15 protein-coding genes are annotated in these 17,114 nt (G+C 57.9%); 9 read left to right on the forward strand and 6 right to left on the reverse strand.

Annotated features, from left to right (window positions below; all coding sequences use genetic code 11):
• Positions 1-144: 144 nt before the first annotated feature.
• The 4 genes from AACT07_RS04690 to AACT07_RS04705 form a co-directional block, all read right to left on the reverse strand.
• The gene (locus tag AACT07_RS04690; protein WP_069526745.1) at positions 145-732 is read right to left on the reverse strand and encodes a histidine phosphatase family protein; all 588 of its coding nucleotides are present in this window, start codon (positions 730-732) and stop codon (positions 145-147) included.
• Between the two features lie 154 nt (positions 733-886).
• A complete protein-coding gene (locus AACT07_RS04695; RefSeq protein ID WP_005334376.1) occupies positions 887-1,540 on the reverse strand; it encodes a helix-turn-helix transcriptional regulator in 654 nt (217 codons plus the stop codon).
• A 64-nt stretch (positions 1,541-1,604) separates the two neighbouring features.
• On the reverse strand, positions 1,605-2,894 hold the full coding sequence (locus AACT07_RS04700) for an L-cysteine desulfidase family protein (protein ID WP_069526746.1): 1,290 nt from the start codon (positions 2,892-2,894) through the stop codon (positions 1,605-1,607).
• 22 nt (positions 2,895-2,916) lie between these two features.
• Positions 2,917-3,300, reverse strand: coding sequence for a Rid family detoxifying hydrolase (locus AACT07_RS04705; protein ID WP_005344164.1), 384 nt, complete (start codon positions 3,298-3,300; stop codon positions 2,917-2,919).
• Between the two features lie 251 nt (positions 3,301-3,551).
• On the opposite strand from AACT07_RS04705, the gene AACT07_RS04710 reads away from it, so the two are divergent.
• The 3 genes from AACT07_RS04710 to AACT07_RS04720 all read left to right on the forward strand — a co-directional run bounded on the left by AACT07_RS04710 (position 3,552) and on the right by AACT07_RS04720 (position 7,612).
• Entirely contained in the window at positions 3,552-4,847 is a 1,296-nt protein-coding gene (locus AACT07_RS04710; protein WP_069526747.1) for an amino acid permease, read from the forward strand.
• 203 nt (positions 4,848-5,050) lie between these two features.
• Positions 5,051-7,057, forward strand: a complete 2,007-nt coding sequence (locus tag AACT07_RS04715; RefSeq protein WP_069526748.1) for a methyl-accepting chemotaxis protein — start codon at positions 5,051-5,053, stop codon at positions 7,055-7,057.
• A 267-nt stretch (positions 7,058-7,324) separates the two neighbouring features.
• Positions 7,325-7,612, forward strand: a complete 288-nt coding sequence (locus AACT07_RS04720) for a hypothetical protein (protein WP_021229329.1) — start codon at positions 7,325-7,327, stop codon at positions 7,610-7,612.
• Positions 7,613-7,692: 80 nt separating this feature from the next.
• Here AACT07_RS04720 and AACT07_RS04725 read toward each other — a convergent pair whose 3' ends face one another.
• Complete coding sequence (locus AACT07_RS04725) at positions 7,693-7,881, reverse strand: hypothetical protein (protein ID WP_005334402.1); 189 nt, start codon at positions 7,879-7,881, stop codon at positions 7,693-7,695.
• 346 nt (positions 7,882-8,227) lie between these two features.
• On the opposite strand from AACT07_RS04725, the gene AACT07_RS04730 reads away from it, so the two are divergent.
• From AACT07_RS04730 to AACT07_RS04750, 5 genes are all read left to right on the forward strand, one after another.
• A complete protein-coding gene (locus AACT07_RS04730) occupies positions 8,228-9,079 on the forward strand; it encodes a LysR family transcriptional regulator (RefSeq protein WP_253182225.1) in 852 nt (283 codons plus the stop codon).
• A 241-nt stretch (positions 9,080-9,320) separates the two neighbouring features.
• Positions 9,321-9,752: a hypothetical protein gene (locus AACT07_RS04735; protein ID WP_139123731.1), complete on the forward strand. Its 432-nt coding sequence runs from the start codon at positions 9,321-9,323 to the stop codon at positions 9,750-9,752.
• On the forward strand, positions 9,753-10,082 hold the full coding sequence (locus tag AACT07_RS04740) for a hypothetical protein (protein WP_139123732.1): 330 nt from the start codon (positions 9,753-9,755) through the stop codon (positions 10,080-10,082).
• Between the two features lie 104 nt (positions 10,083-10,186).
• Positions 10,187-12,169: an alkyl/aryl-sulfatase gene (locus AACT07_RS04745; protein ID WP_069526749.1), complete on the forward strand. Its 1,983-nt coding sequence runs from the start codon at positions 10,187-10,189 to the stop codon at positions 12,167-12,169.
• Positions 12,166-12,690, forward strand: a complete 525-nt coding sequence (locus AACT07_RS04750) for a hypothetical protein (RefSeq protein WP_005353417.1) — start codon at positions 12,166-12,168, stop codon at positions 12,688-12,690. Before AACT07_RS04745 ends, AACT07_RS04750 begins: the two co-directional genes overlap by 4 nt.
• 84 nt (positions 12,691-12,774) lie before the next feature.
• On the opposite strand, the gene speA is transcribed toward AACT07_RS04750, so the two are convergent.
• A complete protein-coding gene (gene speA / locus AACT07_RS04755; RefSeq protein WP_069526750.1) occupies positions 12,775-14,676 on the reverse strand; it encodes a biosynthetic arginine decarboxylase in 1,902 nt (633 codons plus the stop codon).
• Between the two features lie 1,014 nt (positions 14,677-15,690).
• On the opposite strand from speA, the gene pepT reads away from it, so the two are divergent.
• Positions 15,691-16,914 (forward strand): peptidase T, encoded by a 1,224-nt coding sequence (pepT, locus tag AACT07_RS04760; RefSeq protein ID WP_069526751.1) that lies wholly within the window; start codon positions 15,691-15,693, stop codon positions 16,912-16,914.
• Positions 16,915-17,114 lie beyond the last annotated feature (200 nt).

A 17,114-nucleotide genomic window follows, 5' to 3' on the forward strand; every position in this document is an offset into this window, starting at 1 on the left:
GCAGGAGAGGGCTAATGCCCTTATTGATAATGCGCTTTTTGAGTCTATTCATCATTTCGTTGATGTCTAATCTTCGCAAAGCAAAATCCGTAGCGTGTTGCAGCCTGCATCGTCCATGCACTGATGGCGGCAACGTCCACGAAACTAGCAGGCAATGCGGGTGATGTGGCCATCCTGCAGCTTATAGAAGGCATCTTGCGGCAACTCCTGTGACCAGGTCGCCTCATAGTCGAGATCGGCATAGACGCCACGCAACATGGCACCGAGCAGACCGTGGGAGATAACGATGGCCCGCTCGGCGATGGCAGGATCCTGCAACCACTGGTGTGCCCGGCGCTGAATGCTCTCGAAGCTCTCGGCCCCCGGTGCCTGCAGATACCAGTCCCCCTTGCCGGTATCGAGCTCGGGATGAGCGAGCAGCAGCGCCGGGATCTGGCAGCTCTCCCACTCCCCCATCCCCAGCTCCATCAACCGATCGTCCCAGATGATGCGATCAGCTGACAGCCCCAACTGCTCGCACACCAGCAGTGCAGTCTGACGGGCGCGACCGAGCGGGCTAGCATAGACGGTCCAGCGGGCGGGATCCGCCAGTTCGGCGGCAAGGCGCCGCCCCATGGCGATGGCTTGCGCCTCACCCTTGTCGGTCAGATCGGAGTTGCAACGCCCCTGCAGACGCTGCTCGGCATTGAAGCGGGTCTGGCCATGGCGCAGCAGATAGATGAGTCGAGACATGATTTCTCCAGTACGTTCAGAGAGATAGAAAAATAAAGGGGGAAGATGATAGCAGATGAGCCCGAAGGATGGCCCAAACAGAGAGGCTAAAGCGGGCGTAAAAAACGGGTCAAGGCTGACCCGTTTGCTGCCAATTTGGCCAGAGTGTATCGGCTCAGCCCTTCTTGATCTCCCGCAGATAACGGTAGATGGAGTGGACCGAGATCCCGAGCTGGCGCGCCGCAATCTGGGCACTGTCTTTTAACTCGAAGATCCCCATATCGTGCAGCTGGTTGACGATGACCCGGGTCTTCTGGGACGGGGGCACAGCCTCGTTGCCGCGCACCTCGGCACTGACGGTGTCGATGGTGCTGTTGAGCGCTTCGTCGATGTTGCGGGCGAACACCTCCGGGGTGGCATGGCTCTCGTGGGGATGCATGCACTCCGGCATCATGGTGCGCAGCACGGATTGCAACGGGGCATCCATGTCGCTGTTGATACAGAGCAACCCGATGGCCCTGTGCTCCCCGTTGCGGATCACGGTCGTGATGGAGCGCAGGGTCTTGCCGGTGGCACACTTGGTCATGTAGGGGCTGGAGATATCCTGCCCGCTCTTGAGCTTCATCATCGCCAGGTTGGTGATGGGGGCGCCGACACTGCGGCCGGTGATATGGCCGTTGGCAATCTTGACGATCGAGGGATTGCGCGCATCCAGACTGTGGAGCAGCACTTCGGTGTGCTGACCATACATGGCGGCGATGCCGTCCACAATGTTCTCCATCGACTTGAGGATCTCAAAATCGCTCGGACTCAACTCTTGCAGCTTCACAATGGGACCTTCTTGCAAGGGTTGCTGCCGGACAATGGACGCCGGGCAGCAACCAACAGGGACATCAGGCGGACATGATATCAATAATGGTGCTGTCTGTGGCAGACATGCCCTCCTTCACCATCTGGCCGACGTTGCGGATGGTCTGATCCACGTCACCTGCGACGATCCCCTGCCCCGACACCGAGTGGCTGTTGAGGGCCATCAGGAAGCCGCGCACCGCCGCACCGGAGGAGGTACTCACCTTCATGGCGCAGGAGGCCTTCGCCCCGTCGCACACCATGCCGGCACTGTCACTCAGCACGTTCTGGATGGCAAAGCAGGATTGCTCGAAGCTGCCGCCCGCCAGATAGACCATGGCCATGGAGGCGGCTGCGCTGGTCACGGTATTGCCACAGAAGGCCGACAGCGGCGGATAGTGGGACTTGATATAGATGGCGCCCAGATGGCTCATGATGAGGGCGCGAGCCAGCTGCTCTTCGCTGGCCGCAAAGCGCTCGGCAATGACCATCACCGGAATGGTGGCGGCAATGCCCTGGTTACCGCTGCCGAAGTTGCTCATGGCTGGCAGGGTCGCGCCCCCCATGCGGGCATCGGAAGCGGCCGCCGTCATCATCACGATGCGGTTCATCACATCCTCGCCGATAAGACCGGCATTGATGTTCTGCTGCATGGTGCGGCCAATCTCCAGGCCATAGGGGTTGTTCATCCCCTCGGCAGAGAGCTTGCCGTTAAGCTCGGAGGCTTTGAGGATGAACCTGATCTGCTCGAACTCCACCTGGGTGGCGAACTCGTAGATGGCGGCGATGCTGATATCGACGCCATCGCAGATGGAACCGGTGGCACCGCCCTGGCTCTGATCGGCGGTGAAGGTCACTTCACCATCGCGGCGCTGCTCGACGATGCGGGTATGACCGCCGCACAGGGTCACTTCGGCGCTGTGCTCTTCACCCTTGTCATCAGTGCCATAAACGGTCAGGCGGCAGAAGATAAACTCGGGGGCGGCGGTGCGGCTCACCTGCACCTTGCCGGCATCGATCAGCTGCTGGGCACGATCCACCTGTTCTGGCTGGATCGCGGCCAGCACCTCCAGCCCGGCATCGGCGTTGCCGCCGATGGCACCGGCCGCGGCCGCAATGGCCAGACCGATCTTGCCGGTCCCCGGCACATAAACACCCATCGAGTTTTTATAGAGATTGTCCGACACCGCAACCTCGAGGCGACCGGGCTCACAGCCCAGTTGCCGGACGGCGACAGCCGCGGCATAGGCGGCGGCGATTGGCTCGGTACAACCCAGCGCTGGTTTGACAACCTGTTGAATAATCTGCAGATACTGCTGCCACGCTTGTTTCATCACTTGAACCTTTTTATCAGCATTAACGAGCGATATGGGCGATCGCTTCCACTTCAACCTTGACGCCCATCGGCAGATCCTTCACTGCGAAGCAGCTGCGCGCCGGACAATCTTTCTGGAAATAGGCTTTATAGACCTCGTTGAACGCGGCAAAATCGCTGATCTCGGCGAGGTAACAGGTGGTTTTGAGCACGGTATCCAGCGAGCCGCCAGCGGCTTCCAGCACGGATTTCAGGTTTTCCAGTGACTGGCGGGTCTGGGCGGCAATCCCCCCTTCCACCACACCACCCTGCTGCTTGCAGACCGGCAACTGACCGGAGGTAAAGATAAGGTCGCCATAGGCAGTGCCGTGGCTGTAGGGACCGATAGCGTCAGGTGCCGCTGCTGCTGTGATGATGCGTTTCATATAGCCACTCCTGTTTGTGCAATTTTTTTTGCAATCATGAATCTCATTACGTTCAACATTATTTGCTTTTTATTTTATCCATTCAACAAAAAGATACAAAAATGGCGTTTAAAGGCACCTTTCGGCCTCAATATAAACCGTGATCACCATCCTGATTTGAACAAAAGTACTCTTATGGGCATTGTTTATGAGAGTTTCATTCAACTATATTTGCGCCGCTTTTCCACATCCCTACAAAAAAGAAGGTTTTAATGGACGCGCATAGCACTACACTCGCCAGCCCCGTGATGGGCACGCTGGAATGGAAAGAAGCGGTTCGCTTCGACAGCACCGACTGGGGCTGGATCATCATGAGTATCGGCATGGCCATCGGCGCGGGGATCGTCTTCCTGCCGGTACAGGTGGGGCTGATGGGCTTGTGGGTCTTTCTGCTCTCGGCGGTAATAGGCTATCCGGCCATGTATATGTTCCAGCGCCTCTTTATCAATACCCTAGCCACCTCGCCCGAATGCAAGGATTACCCCAGCGTCATCACCGGCTACCTTGGCAAGAACTGGGGTGTGCTGCTCGGCGCGCTCTATTTTGTGATGCTGGTGATCTGGGTCTTTGTCTACTCCACCGCCATCACCAACGACAGCGCCTCCTTCCTGCAGAGCTTCGGCGTCACCGACGGCCTGCTCTCGGAAAATCCCCTCTACGGCCTGCTGCTTATTTGCGGTCTGGTGGCGCTGGCCTCGCGCGGCGAAAACCTGCTGTTCAAGATCTCCACCTTTATGGTGCTGACCAAGATCAGCGTGGTGGCCGTGCTCGGCCTGATGATGGTAGACAAGTGGGATACGGCCAACATCACCGCCATGCCCGCCGCCGGTGACTGGATGAAGGATGCCATCATCATGCTCCCCTTCACCCTCACCTCCATCCTCTTTATCCAGAGCCTGAGCCCCATGGTGATCTCCTACCGTTCGCGGGAGAAATCGCTGGAAGTGGCCCGCTTCAAGGCGATGCGCGCCATGAATATCGCCTTCGGTATCCTGTTTGTGGTGGTGTTCTTCTACGCGGTCTCCTTCACTCTGGCCATGGGTCACGATCAGGCGGTCAAAGCCTCCGAGGAGAACATCTCTGCACTGGCCATGGTGGCCCAGGGGATGCCCGGCCAGACCCTCAAGCTCCTGAGCCTGACCCTCAACATCTTTGCGGTAATGACTGCCTACTTCGGCGTCTATCTGGGCTTTCGTGAAGCCTGTCAGGGGCTGGCGATGAACCTGCTGCGCCGGGTGCTGCCGGAAAACCGCATCAACAAGGGATTGGTAGGTAAAGGGATCATGGTGTTCACCGTCATGCTCTCCTGGGGGGCAATCGTGCTCAACGCCCCGGTGCTGAGCTTCACCTCCATCTGCAGCCCCATCTTCGGCATGGTGGGTTGCCTCATCCCGGCCTATCTGGTCTATCAGGTACCGGCGCTGCACAAGTACAAGGGCACGTCCCTCTACATCATCATCGTCACCGGCCTGCTGCTCTGCGTCTCACCCTTCCTGGCGTTCAACTGACGGTTGCAGGCGGATATCCCCTTATCGACCACGGGTCACCTTCGGGTGGCCTGTTTTCTATTGGTGCGGCTGACTGCGCTCCCGCCCGGAAGTAAAAAGCCAAGGGGATCACAACTTGCAACCGGCCATCACCCAAGGGAGGCCGCTCGGAGTACTATTCAGGCAACACGACTCACGCCCGCACTCAGGTATCGAGGCTTAACATGAAATGGATTTTCAACCCCGCCATCCGGCTGGGCAATCAGCTCTCCTTCAAATACAAATTCCTGCTCTGGTCCTGCCTGATGCTGCTGCCGCTGGCCTACAGCATGGCCAATCTGCTGGGGCGGCTGCAGGATGACAACGAACAGGCCCGCAAGGAGCTGGCCGGCGTCATCAATCTGGCCCCCGTGCCAGCCATCGAGCAGGCGCTGCTGACCCATCGCAATCTGGTGACCCGTCACGCCCATGAGGTGGATCCTGTCGATGATGATCAGGTCAAGGCAGCCGCACAAGCAGTTGATCAGAGCCTGCAAGCCTTTGCAGACACCCGCCAGAACAATCCCTCCTTTGAGGTGATCCAGCAGGGCTGGGCCGCCCTGCAGAGTGAAGCAGGCAAGCTGGAAGTGGAGCAGAGCAACCTGCGCCACGACAAGCTGCTGACCGAGGTGCGCCACCTCTACAAGCACATTACCGCCAGTAGCAGCCTTATCCAGGATCCGGCGCTCGGTACCTACTACATGGTGATCCTCGCCAGTGAGCGGTTGCCGCAACTGCGCGACCTGCTGGCTCAGGTGCGGGATCGCGCCGCCACCATCGCCGATTTCGGCCTGTTTCAGGCCGAGGGCTACAGCGGCCTGCGTTTTCGTCTCGACCTGATCAACGCCACTCTGCAGGAGCTGGAGGCCGATCTGACCCTGCTATATCAGATGGAACCGGCCTACCGCGCCGAGCTGGGTCAGCAGACCGATGCTCTGATACAGCTGGTGCGTCAGGGGGTCGAGACCATGGAAAACAAGATGATGAAGGATCAGCTGGTGCAACTATCCACCAAGGAGGTGCAAGCGCGGGGAGATAAGATGGACGAGGCCATCACCGCACTGGCAGGCCAGGTACGCCAGCGGCTGGAGGCCGACCTGCATCAGCGGCTGGCCGCCAACCAACGCCACTTCTGGTGGGTCACAGCGCCGCTGACCGTCAGCTTGTTGCTCTACCTCTACCTGATGATCGGCGCCTATCTCTCCCTGCGCGACACCGTGGGGCGGGTGCGTGATATCGCCGCCCGGGTCAACGCCCAGGATCTCAGCCAGCATATCGAGATCGTTGGTCAGGACGAACTGGCCGCCATCAGCCGGGATTACAACGTGACCCTGGAGACCCTGCGCACCCTGATGCTGCGAGTGCGGGAAAATGGCGTCACCGTGGTGGAGAGCGCTACCGAGATCGAAGCGCGCACCTGCCGCTCGCAGGAGGTGATTGCCGATCAGCAAGGGGAGACCCATCAGGTCGCCACCGCCATCAAGGAGCTGGCCGCCACCTCACAAGACATGGCAGGCAACGCTCTGCAAGCCGCCCGCATGACCCAGGAGGCGCAGAACGTGGTCGGTCAGGGCGAGGATGTGGTGGAGCGCACCATCAAGGCCATCGACCATATCAACCGCGAGGTGCTGCGTACCGCCGACACCATAGGCCAGCTGGAGCAGCAGTGCAGTCAGATTGGCGGCGTCATCAGCGTGATCCGCGGCATCGCCGAACAGACCAACCTGCTGGCCCTCAACGCCGCCATCGAAGCGGCCCGGGCCGGTGAACAGGGACGCGGCTTCGCCGTGGTAGCCGACGAGGTGCGGTCTCTTGCCAACCGCACCCAGGGGGCCACCGTCGAGATCCAGCAGATGATTGAACAGCTGCAATCCGGTGCCCGCGCCTCGGTCACCGCCATGTCGGCGGCCAGCCATGAAGCGCAGGAGGGGGTCGGGCTGGCGCAGGAGGCAAAGCAGGCTTTTGGCGCCATCACCGAGAAGGTGGATCGAATGGTCGATACCAACGCCATCATCGCCAGCGCCATCGAGCAGCAGGGCGCAGTGGTCAACGAGATCGAACGCAACGTGGTGCGCATCTCGGATGGCAGCGACGAGGCGCTGCAAGTAGCCAACGCCGCCCGCGATGCCGCCCGCCAGATCCACCAGCTCACCGAACAGCTGCGCGCCATGGTACAGAGCTTCGTGCTGTAACAGAGCGCTGACAAGCCGGGCTCAACGTGAGCCCGGCATTATCCCGGCCTCGCCCCAGCCCACAACATCTCGGTTGCTCGGATCATCCAGAAAATCTCTGCGCCCCACTTGCCGGGCAAACGCCAACGAAGTAGTCTCGAACGAAAACAAAATGCGGCATTCCCGACACGCACTGTCTGCGACGTCGAGGCAAGCAAGCCGCCTGCGAGCCACAGATTAAAACCAGCGTCACGTCATTTATCACCCGCTTCAAGCGAGAATTTACCTATGGCCAGATACCAGTTTTTTACCATTCCGGCGTCCAATCGGCAGCAATACACCTTTATCGACATGGCATCTCCGACTTTTCTGAGTGAAAAGGCGGCACTGCTGACCCAAGGATTCGAGGTGGAGGAGGACTTTATTGACGCGACCAGTCCACGGGAGGCCGTCGAGAAGTACCAATCCAATTTTCTCTATGTGGCGGATGAGATAGGCAAGTCTGATAGCAGCTACGCCGCGGCCGTCGCCATGCTGGAGATTGGCAAGGGGTTATTGGGCAATAAAACCCGCTGAGATAAGGTACAGCGGTGAAGAGTGGTGGCCATCGTGGCAACGCGCCCGATGGCCATATGGCAAGACATCAATTCGGTAAGTCAGAAGCGCCCCAGCTGCTGGAGCATCTCGATCAGCTCCTCTTCGCTGCTCGGCTCATAGGCCAGCTGAAGGCTCGGCGCGGCGCCCCCCATCAGCATGTAGACGTTGGTGCTGCAGTGGTCGTAGTGATACCACTTACCGTCGATACAGACGTCGGTATAGCATCTCGGGTCCCTTTTCAGTTCCATATGCACATCCTTTTGTTACATCCCATCAACATCACTCTTGACCGTAAGACAACCGAAGACCGAGTATCTTGATACAAATCAAGATGTGTAAAGACGTCCTATCAAGAAACTGAAAGGATGCTTGCAACAGCTTGAATCATGATAAGTAATGACGCTGTTTTAGAGCTGTTAAGCTTCCCGTCAGTCATAACAGCAACAATGGAAGATATCGGCTGTTTTACCAAAAAACTGGGTAAACGGGATAAAAACAGGATGACTTGATGGCGAGTCCACATATAGACCTCAACCTTTTTCGGATCTTCGATCGCGTCATGACCGAAAAAGGGGTATAAACAGCAGCCTAGATATGACCCCTGCGGCAATAAGCCAGGCCATTCGCCGCCTTAGCGACCAGATTGGCGAGCCACTATTTCTCTGGGAAGGACGCGGGATCACACCGACCAGCCGAGCCCTCGCCCTGCACAGGGAGATCCGCACAGCCCTCAATACCATGGAGCGCTCCCTGCAACTCAATCAGGAGTTTGAGCCCGGCACCAGTCAGCGCGTCTTTCGCATCGCCAGCCATCCGGATCTGGATCTGGATCTGCTCCTACTACCCAAATTACTTGCCCACCTCGCCACTACAGCACCTCACTGCCGCGTCGAATCAGTCCCCGGGCTCTATGAGGAGCACCTTCGCCAGCAAGCCCTTCGCCAGTACAATATCGACCTGATACTGGCCAGCACAGCATTGGAAGAGAACGGCTTTTTGAATCAGCCACTGCTGAATCTGGAGCTCAGAGTGGTGTGCCGTGCAGCCCATCCCCGCATCGAACATCAGCTAGACTTCGAAACCTTCTTTGCTGAAGAACACGTGGTATGGGACGTAAGACGCAAAGATGACTGGGTGATCCGCAGCCTGACCGGCAAGAACTTGCCAGAACGAAAAATCGCCTATGAAAGCAACGCCCTGCTGACAGCGCTCTCTCTGGTCAGTCAGACTGACTGGCTTTGTGTCACCAGCCTATGGCATCTGGCCATGATGCGCCAACCGCTTGCCCTCAAGGACTTTCCTCTCCCCTGGGAATCAGCCCCCTGCCCCGTCTACATCAACTGGCATCAGAGTGCAAAACGAGACCCTGCACTCAGCTGGCTTATTCAACAGTTACAACTTCTCACCACAGCGGAACCCAATCGCAATGGTTTAACGCCTGCTTAACGATTGATTATTGCGAACTGCAATGATCGGGGATGCTGAACAAGTTACGCTAACTGCGTGTAAAAAGTGAGGCATCCTCTCTTTCTTATATAAATATGATTATCAGATGACACACTATTAATTTATGTCGTATCAACGCCATGGATTAATCATATTTCTGATGACACTCATTCACTAACCAAAATAAAAACACCATAACATGATTAAAAAAATACTCCTGCCCCTATGTATAGGGGTAGCTATGCCTGTCATCGCCAAATCATCAGACAATTCTGCACCATTACAGGATATGTCTGACCCACTGGCGGTATATAGCCAATGGGGAAGCGGCATTAGCGACGATGGTCTCAATCTGAAGTTCGGCAACCAATATGACAGCGGTAGCCAAAACAAACGGGCTATGAATATCATCGAGGCAAAAGGGATCATGGGTGAAAGCCTGGACTGGTCCAATCATCAAAATCGTGACAACTCCCTCGACAGCCTGCGGCTGCGCAATTTCACCATCAATACCGAGAGCGGCCTCGGCACCCAGCTGGATATCATCTACAACTTTGATGAAAGTTATCTGGCCGAGCAGAACGCCTCTATCTCCTATAGCCTGATTAAAGCACTGCCTGCCTGGGGCCCGCTTCAGCTATATCCTCTGGCTGGAGTTGGTGCCAATATATAAATGAATCAATATATTGATAGTAATCGTAAACAGATCGATGCCGGTTATACCATTCCTGGCACATTTTATCTCGTCGGCATGTATAGCAAACTAACTCTTAATGAAAAGTGGTGGTTGAATTACAACCCTATGTTTGCCAATACCCTTTCAGGCTCCGAATTTTATAAAGAGAATGCCTTTGGTGATGGCGAAAGTGCAGCACTGTATCACGAGATCGCACTTTCCTATCAATACTCAGGTCGACTTAACTTCAGAACTTTCATCAACTGGAACAATATTGCCGGAATTGAGGAGGCCGCCTATCGACTGGAGTTCAACTACCAGTTCTGACACACCTTGCCAATTATGCTCAGCAAATTCAAATACGGCAGGCTGCAATCTCCTGACTACACTTAGCGCTGCCGCCCAACACAACTACCTCTGGAGTAATTCTGATGAAACCAAGGTTTTCAGCACCCACGGTCGTCTCTCTATTGCTGTCCGGCACCCTGCTTCTGCAACCCGCCTGGGCAGTCATCGATCCCAAACCTGCCAGCGAATTTACCATCAAGGCAAACCAGCAGGTGCTCACCACCCTGCCCTTCAATGACAAACAGGATTTCGAGGATGCCCAGCGTGGCTTTATCGCCAAACCGGAGACCCTGACCATCAAGGATGACAAGGGCAACGTGGTGTGGGATCTGGAGCAGTACAAGACCTACATCAGCCTCGACAAGGCCGCGCCGGACAGCGTCAACCCCAGCCTGTGGCGCAATGCCCAGCTCAACATGCAGTACGGCTTGTTCAAGGTCACCGACAAGATTTACCAAATTCGGGGCTTTGATCTCTCCAACATCACCTTTATCGAAGGCAACAAGGGCTGGGTGGTGTTCGATCCGCTGATCTCCCCGCAAACCGCCAAGGCGGCGCTGGCCTTCATCAACAAGACCCAAGGGGAGCGCCCGGTCACCGCGGTGGTCTACAGCCACTCCCACGTGGATCACTACGGCGGTGCCGCCGGTCTGTTCAACTCGCTGGACGAGGTGAAAAAGAACGGCGTCGAGATCATCGCGCCGGAAGGATTTACCGAACACGCGGTGTCGGAGAACGTCATCGCCGGCAATGCCATGGCCCGCCGCGCCGTCTACATGTACGGCGCCCTGCTGCCGCGTAACCCGCAGGGGGGCGTCAATGGCGGTCTGGGGCAAACCACCTCCACCGGCGTGCCCTCGCTGCTGCTGCCAACCCGCTTTATCACCAAAACCGGTGAGACGCTGACGGTCGATGGCGTCAAGATGGTCTTCCAGATGACCCCGGGCACCGAAGCCCCGGCCGAGATGAACACCTGGTTCCCGGACAGCAAAGCATTGTGGATGGCCGAAAACACCACCAACACCATGCACAACATCCTCACCCTGCGCGGAGCCCAGGTGCGCGATGCGCTGAAGTGGGCCAGCTTTCTCAACGAGACCATCGAAACCTGGGGTGATCAGGCCGAGGTCAAGTTCCAGAGTCACCACTGGCCACGCTGGGGCAATGCCAACATAGTCGACTACTTCAAGAAGCAGCGTGACCTCTACAAATACATCCACGATCAGTCGGTACGCCTTATGAACATGGGCTACACCGGCGAGGAGATCTCCGAGCAGATCACCCTCCCCCCCGAGCTCAACGACTTCTGGCCGAACCGCGGTTATTACGGCACCCTGCGCCACAACAGCCGCGCCATCTATCAGCGCTATATGGGCTGGTACTCCGGCAACCCCTCCGATCTCGACAACCTGCCCCCAGAAATGGTCGGCCCCAAATATATCGAGTTCATGGGGGGCGAGCAGGAGGTACTGAAAAAAGCCAAGGCCTCGTTCGACAAGGGGGAATATCGCTGGGTCGCAGAAGTGCTCAAACATCTGGTGTTTGCCAACCCGAACAACACAGAGGGCAAGCTGCTGCTGGCAGATGCACTGGAGCAGCTGGGCTATCAGGCTGAATCCGGCCCGTGGCGCTCCGTCTATCTGCAAGGCGCCTATGAGCTGCGCAATGGCGTTCCCAATGTTGGCGGAACAGTCACCGCCTCACCGGACACCATCCGGGCCATGAGCCCCAGCATGCTGTTTGACTATCTCTCGGTGCGCATTAATCCCGAGAAAGCGGCGGGCAAGAAGATGGTCATCAACATGGCGTTCACCGACATCGGGGAGAAACATACCCTGAGTCTGGAGAACTCGGTGCTCAACCACACAACCCGCTATGCCGCCAAGCCTGATGTGACCATTACCCTGAGCAAGAAGACGCTGGATGATATCCAGCTCGGACAGGGCACCATGGAGCAGAAGATCGCCAACGGCGAGATCAAGATCGAGGGTGATCAGCAGAAGTTCAGTGACTTCATCAGCCTGCTCGACAAGTTCAACTTCTGGTTCAACATAGTGACGCCATGATGCAACGCACCTTGCGCGCATGCATGGTACTGCTCTGCCTCATCCCCGGGATGGGGCAGAGCTGTGGTTATGATGCCCTTTATCCCAATCCGTTCGAACAGAGCTGGCCCGGCACGGTCAATATTGCCATGGCGACGGCGACTGCGGTGAGTCGTGAGCAATTGCCCCCCTTGGCAGCCCTGACAGGCGAAGCCGGCTTCTCCCGTAGCCAGGCATGGCTCCAAACCCTCAAAAGTCGACTCCAGCAGGCAGGGGTAGGTGGCGGGATCTCCATCCTGCTTATCGACTCAGGACTCTGGTCCAGAGTACGAGGCAAGGAGTCCCTACTGCTCCAGCTGCACACCAGCGGCCCAAACCCAAAAGACCGGGTGATGCTGCTGAGTGAAGCCGCCATCAACGCCATGTTGAATGGGTCGCTCACCATCGAGCAGGGACTGCAATTGGGTATTGTGGAGCTGCAAAGAGACGACAATCAGCAGTTGCAGCGGGATCTGCACAAGGCGCTGAGCTCGCAGACCTGACCGCCACAGGAGGAACCGATAGAACAAAGGGAGGCAAATGCCTCCCTTTTTTATGCCTTCACGGCGAACGTCAAGCGCGGGCGCTTATTCGTCTTCCAGATAGGCGTAGCCTTGCAGGCCCAGCTCCAGCTCGTCGAGCAGGGCTTTGCGAGTGGCATCGTCCAGCGCCGGGTGAGCGGCGATCCGCTGGTAGTTTTCGCGGATCACGGACGGGTCGATGTTGACGTAACGCAGCAGCTGGTCGACGGTGTCGCCGCGCACCACGTTACGAATGTCCATCTTGCCCTCTTCGTCCAGCCACACTTCCGCGCAGTGGGTGTCACCGAACAGGTTGTGCAGATCGCCGAGGATCTCCTGATAGGCACCGACCAGGAAGAAGCCGACGTGGCACTCTTCGTTCTCGCCGTAGACCGGCATCGGCAGGGTGCTCTCGACCCCCAGACCGTCGACATAGTGCTCGACCTGACCGTCGGAGTCACAGGTGATATCCATCAGGATACCGCGACGGCTAAGCGGACGATCGAGACCGGCCAGCGGCATCACCGGGAATACCTGACCGATACCCCAGGCATCCGGCAGGGACTGGAACAGGGAGAAGTTGGCAAAGCACTTGTCCGCCAGCTTTTCACTCAGCTCGTCAGCCAGCGCACGGTGGTTGCGGTTGACCGGGTTGAGCAGCTCTTTGAGTGCCAGACAGGTGTTCTGGTGCAGCATCTCGGCCCAGGCACGCTGTTCAAGGTTCAAGAGGCCCATGGTGTACTGGGTATTCACGTCACCCAGATCTGCCACCGAGTCATGGAAGATCTCCAGCAGGGAGGGATCTTCGCTGCGCAGATCCAGCCAGCCTTTCCACATGTTCTGCAGAATGGTCGGCGCATCTTCGTCCGGCGCGCTGATGTCGTTCATCTCCACCCCTTCGGCACCAATGATATTGGTAACCAGCACGGCGTGATGAGCGGTCAGGGCACGGCCAGACTCGCTGATGATGGTCGGGTGCGGCAGGTCGAACTCGCGGCAGACATCGCCGATGCCCCATACCACGTTGTTGGCGTACTCGGAGAGGCTGTAGTTGGCGGAGCAGTGGCTCTGGGAACGGGTTCCCTCGTAGTCCACACCCAGGCCACCACCGACGTCCACGACTTCGATGTTGGCACCGAGGCGACGCAGTTCAGCGTAGAAACGGCCGCACTCGCGGATGCCGCCCTGAATGTCGCGGATATTGGCGATCTGGGAGCCCAGATGGAAGTGCAGCAGTTGCAGGCAATCCAGCTTGCCCAGCCCGCGCAGACGCTCGATCAGCGCCAGGATCTGGGAGGCGGAGAGACCAAATTTGGACATGGAGCCACCGCTCGATTCCCACATGCCGGAGCCGGTGGAAGCGAGCTTGGCACGCACCCCGATGTTGGGCTTGATGTTGAGACGAGCTGACTCGTCCAGCACCATTTCCAGTTCGGAGGGCTTCTCCACCACGATGTAGACCTTGTGGCCCATCAGGTTGCCCAAGAGGGCGTGGCGGATATATTCGCGGTCTTTGTAACCGTTGCAGACGATCACCGAGCCTTGCTCATGGTGATGGGACAGCACGGCCAGCAGTTCCGGTTTGGAACCAGCTTCCAGGCCAAGCCGGGGCTTGTCGCTGTAGGACTGGCTGATGGTCTCGATGACACGACGCTGCTGGTTTACCTTGATCGGGTAAACGCAGAGGTAGTCCCCTTCATAGCCTGACTTCTCGATGGCCTGACCAAAGGCGTTGAACAGCGCATCGACCCGACTCTTGAGAATGTCGGGGAAGCGCAGCAACACGGGGGTGGTCAGCCCGGACTGACGCAACTGTTCGATGGCGTCAGAGAGCACAATATGCGCGTCAGGGCGTGATTTGTCGGGAGCGACGGTCACATGACCGGCGTCATTGATATTGAAAAAACCCGCACCCCAGTAGGGAACGTTGTAGACCTTCAAGGAGTCCTTGCTGGACCAGTTAGTCATGGGCTATGCCTCGCAAATGAGCGACCCAAAGTCGCCTTCGTTACCCTCAATCACATCCAGACCATCTAGTGCAGAGTACGGCGAGCGCTGCCATCACGAGACGCAGCCACCCAAACCAACCCTTTGCACATCGCGGCAAGCCAGAGGCTGCCTGGTGGATCTTGGGGAAGTAACGAGTCTTGATGTGGGGCTGGTGGCTTTACATCAAGCTCAACGGTATGCGGTGCCACTATGCCGTAGCGCCGCGGTACTTTGATGACAGACGACATCAGCCACGCCGTCAGTTCATCATTCGGCAGCGATCCCGACAGAAGGAGAGGGTTCCAAGGAAGAGAAGCGAAGGCGCCAGCACGCATGCGTGTTGATAGACGACAACAACCACAGCCCACCTCACCGTCAGTGACCGCCCATGACAAGGGAAGATGATGAGCCGGTGGCCCACTCGGTCAAATGAAGGATGAGAGTCTGTTGTTCTCCCTGATACCGGAGCCTAACCGGTATTAAAGAAACCATTCCCCAGCAGTGTCTGTCGTTTCTGCGTGCCTCGCCCTATAGGCGTATGATCGGTCGGGTTTCTGGCGGCTCTGCCTGCTTCAGGGTTGCCCTTGGATCGGCGCGGAGTGTACACACTTACCGCGGGCAGTGACAATAAAAAATAGTGTTCAAAATCCCCTTTTAATAAGTCGATCAAATCTTGCTGGCGGGCAGGCAGGCTCTGGGATGGCGCAGGTTATGCGACAGCCCGGTTTCCCCTTGAAAAGTGTGCGAAAACGCCATGGTTGGGCTGACGCCTTGCTGTGCGGTCGCTGAGGGGAATTTGGTCGCCACCGCCAGCGCCTAAATATCGTAATAAATGCAAAATTTATGCGATCTCCCTCCCGGACGTTGCCCCGCGCGCCGCACATTCGCCGCTCTCCCCTTGCGTCAAAAAATGGGAAAAACCTGCGCTGACGCAATGAGTGCCCCGCACGGATTGGCCACAATGGCCGCTCACAATCGGTTAGAGGCTGACTAATGGATACCCTGCTTGAGCGTTTTCTGCGTTACGTAACTTTTCATACCCGCTCCGATGAGACCAATCCAGCCTGCCCCAGCAGCGAAGGCCAGCTGATCTTTGCCCGTGCCCTGCAAGAAGAGATGAAGGCGCTGGGGCTAACCCGGGTCACTCTGGATGAGCACGGCTACCTCACCGGCTGCCTGCCGGGCAACCAGCCGGACGCCCCCGCCATCGGCCTGATTGCCCACATGGACACCGCCGACTACGAGGCGGAGCACGTAGTACCGCAAATCATCGAAAACTATCAGGGCGGAGAGATCTGCCTTGGCAAGGGTGACGAGGTGCTTGCCATCCGTGACTACCGCTTCCTGAAAAACTATCTGGGTCAAGACCTCATCACCACCGACGGCACCACCTTGCTTGGCGCCGACGACAAGGCGGGCATCGCCGAGATCCTCACTGCCATCGACCACCTGCAGGCCCACCCCGAGATCCCCCGCGGCGATATCTGGGTCGGCTTTACCCCGGATGAAGAGATCGGCCGCGGTGCCAACCTGTTCCCGCTGGAGAGATTCCCGGCAAAGTGGGCCTATACCGTGGATGGCGGCGAACTGGGCGAGCTGGAGTATGAAAACTTCAACGCCGCCAGCGCCACGGTGCGTTTTATCGGCAATAACGTCCACCCCGGCACCGCCAAGGGCAGCATGATCAACAGCCAGACCCTGGCCGCCCGCTTCCACGCCGCCATGCCTGCCGAGCAGACCCCGGAGTGCACCGAAGGGTATGAGGGCTTCTTCCATCTGGCCCAGATGAGCGGCACCGTGGAGGAGAGCACCCTGCACTACATCATCCGTGACTTCGACGACCAGCACTTCGCCGCACGCAAGGCCGAGATGCAGAGCCGGGTGGCCGCCCTACAGGCCGAGTATCCGAAGGCCCGCATCGAGCTGACCCTGGCCGACAGCTATCGCAACATGCGCAGCCAGATTGAGCCGCACATGCATATCGTCGAGCTGGCCAAGGCCGCCATGGAAGCCGCCGACGTGGTGCCGAAAATCAAGCCCATTCGCGGCGGTACCGATGGCGCCCGCCTCTCCTTTATGGGCCTGCCCTGCCCCAACCTCTTCACCGGTGGCCACAACTTCCACGGCAAGCACGAGTTCATCCCGCTGCAATCGATGGAGAAATCGGTCGCCACCCTGGTGGAGCTGGTGCGCCTCACCGCAGCCTGGCGCGGTTAATCGATTACCATGACAACCAAGGGGGAAGCCGGTCAACCGGCCCCCCCCTTGCTATCTGGCCATCACCCATCAAGAAAGGTAAACCGGGGAGGGTCGCTCAGGAGCTACTGGCTGCCGCTGCCATCAAACTGTCATCCCGCTGACATGTTGCGGGAACAGTGTCACATCATGCTGGGAGCAACGGATCGCCGGAGCCCCCA

This window comes from Aeromonas sp. ANP5 (assembly GCF_963870295.1).
Lineage (GTDB): Bacteria > Pseudomonadota > Gammaproteobacteria > Enterobacterales > Aeromonadaceae > Aeromonas > Aeromonas veronii.

Bases quoted from the DNA above. Each gene is read 5' to 3' on its own strand.
- AACT07_RS04690 (WP_069526745.1), bottom strand. From the start codon at position 732: ATGTCTCGACTCATCTATCTGCTGCGCCATGGCCAGACCCGCTTCAAT.
- AACT07_RS04700 (WP_069526746.1), bottom strand. From the start codon at position 2,894: ATGAAACAAGCGTGGCAGCAGTATCTGCAGATTATTCAACAGGTTGTC.
- AACT07_RS04705 (WP_005344164.1), bottom strand. From the start codon at position 3,300: ATGAAACGCATCATCACAGCAGCAGCGGCACCTGACGCTATCGGTCCC.
- AACT07_RS04710 (WP_069526747.1), top strand. From the start codon at position 3,552: ATGGACGCGCATAGCACTACACTCGCCAGCCCCGTGATGGGCACGCTG.
- AACT07_RS04715 (WP_069526748.1), top strand. From the start codon at position 5,051: ATGAAATGGATTTTCAACCCCGCCATCCGGCTGGGCAATCAGCTCTCC.
- AACT07_RS04720 (WP_021229329.1), top strand. From the start codon at position 7,325: ATGGCCAGATACCAGTTTTTTACCATTCCGGCGTCCAATCGGCAGCAA.
- AACT07_RS04725 (WP_005334402.1), bottom strand. From the start codon at position 7,881: ATGGAACTGAAAAGGGACCCGAGATGCTATACCGACGTCTGTATCGAC.
- AACT07_RS04730 (WP_253182225.1), top strand. From the start codon at position 8,228: ATGACCCCTGCGGCAATAAGCCAGGCCATTCGCCGCCTTAGCGACCAG.
- AACT07_RS04735 (WP_139123731.1), top strand. From the start codon at position 9,321: ATGCCTGTCATCGCCAAATCATCAGACAATTCTGCACCATTACAGGAT.
- AACT07_RS04740 (WP_139123732.1), top strand. From the start codon at position 9,753: ATGAATCAATATATTGATAGTAATCGTAAACAGATCGATGCCGGTTAT.
- AACT07_RS04745 (WP_069526749.1), top strand. From the start codon at position 10,187: ATGAAACCAAGGTTTTCAGCACCCACGGTCGTCTCTCTATTGCTGTCC.
- AACT07_RS04750 (WP_005353417.1), top strand. From the start codon at position 12,166: ATGATGCAACGCACCTTGCGCGCATGCATGGTACTGCTCTGCCTCATC.
- speA (WP_069526750.1), bottom strand. From the start codon at position 14,676: ATGACTAACTGGTCCAGCAAGGACTCCTTGAAGGTCTACAACGTTCCC.
- pepT (WP_069526751.1), top strand. From the start codon at position 15,691: ATGGATACCCTGCTTGAGCGTTTTCTGCGTTACGTAACTTTTCATACC.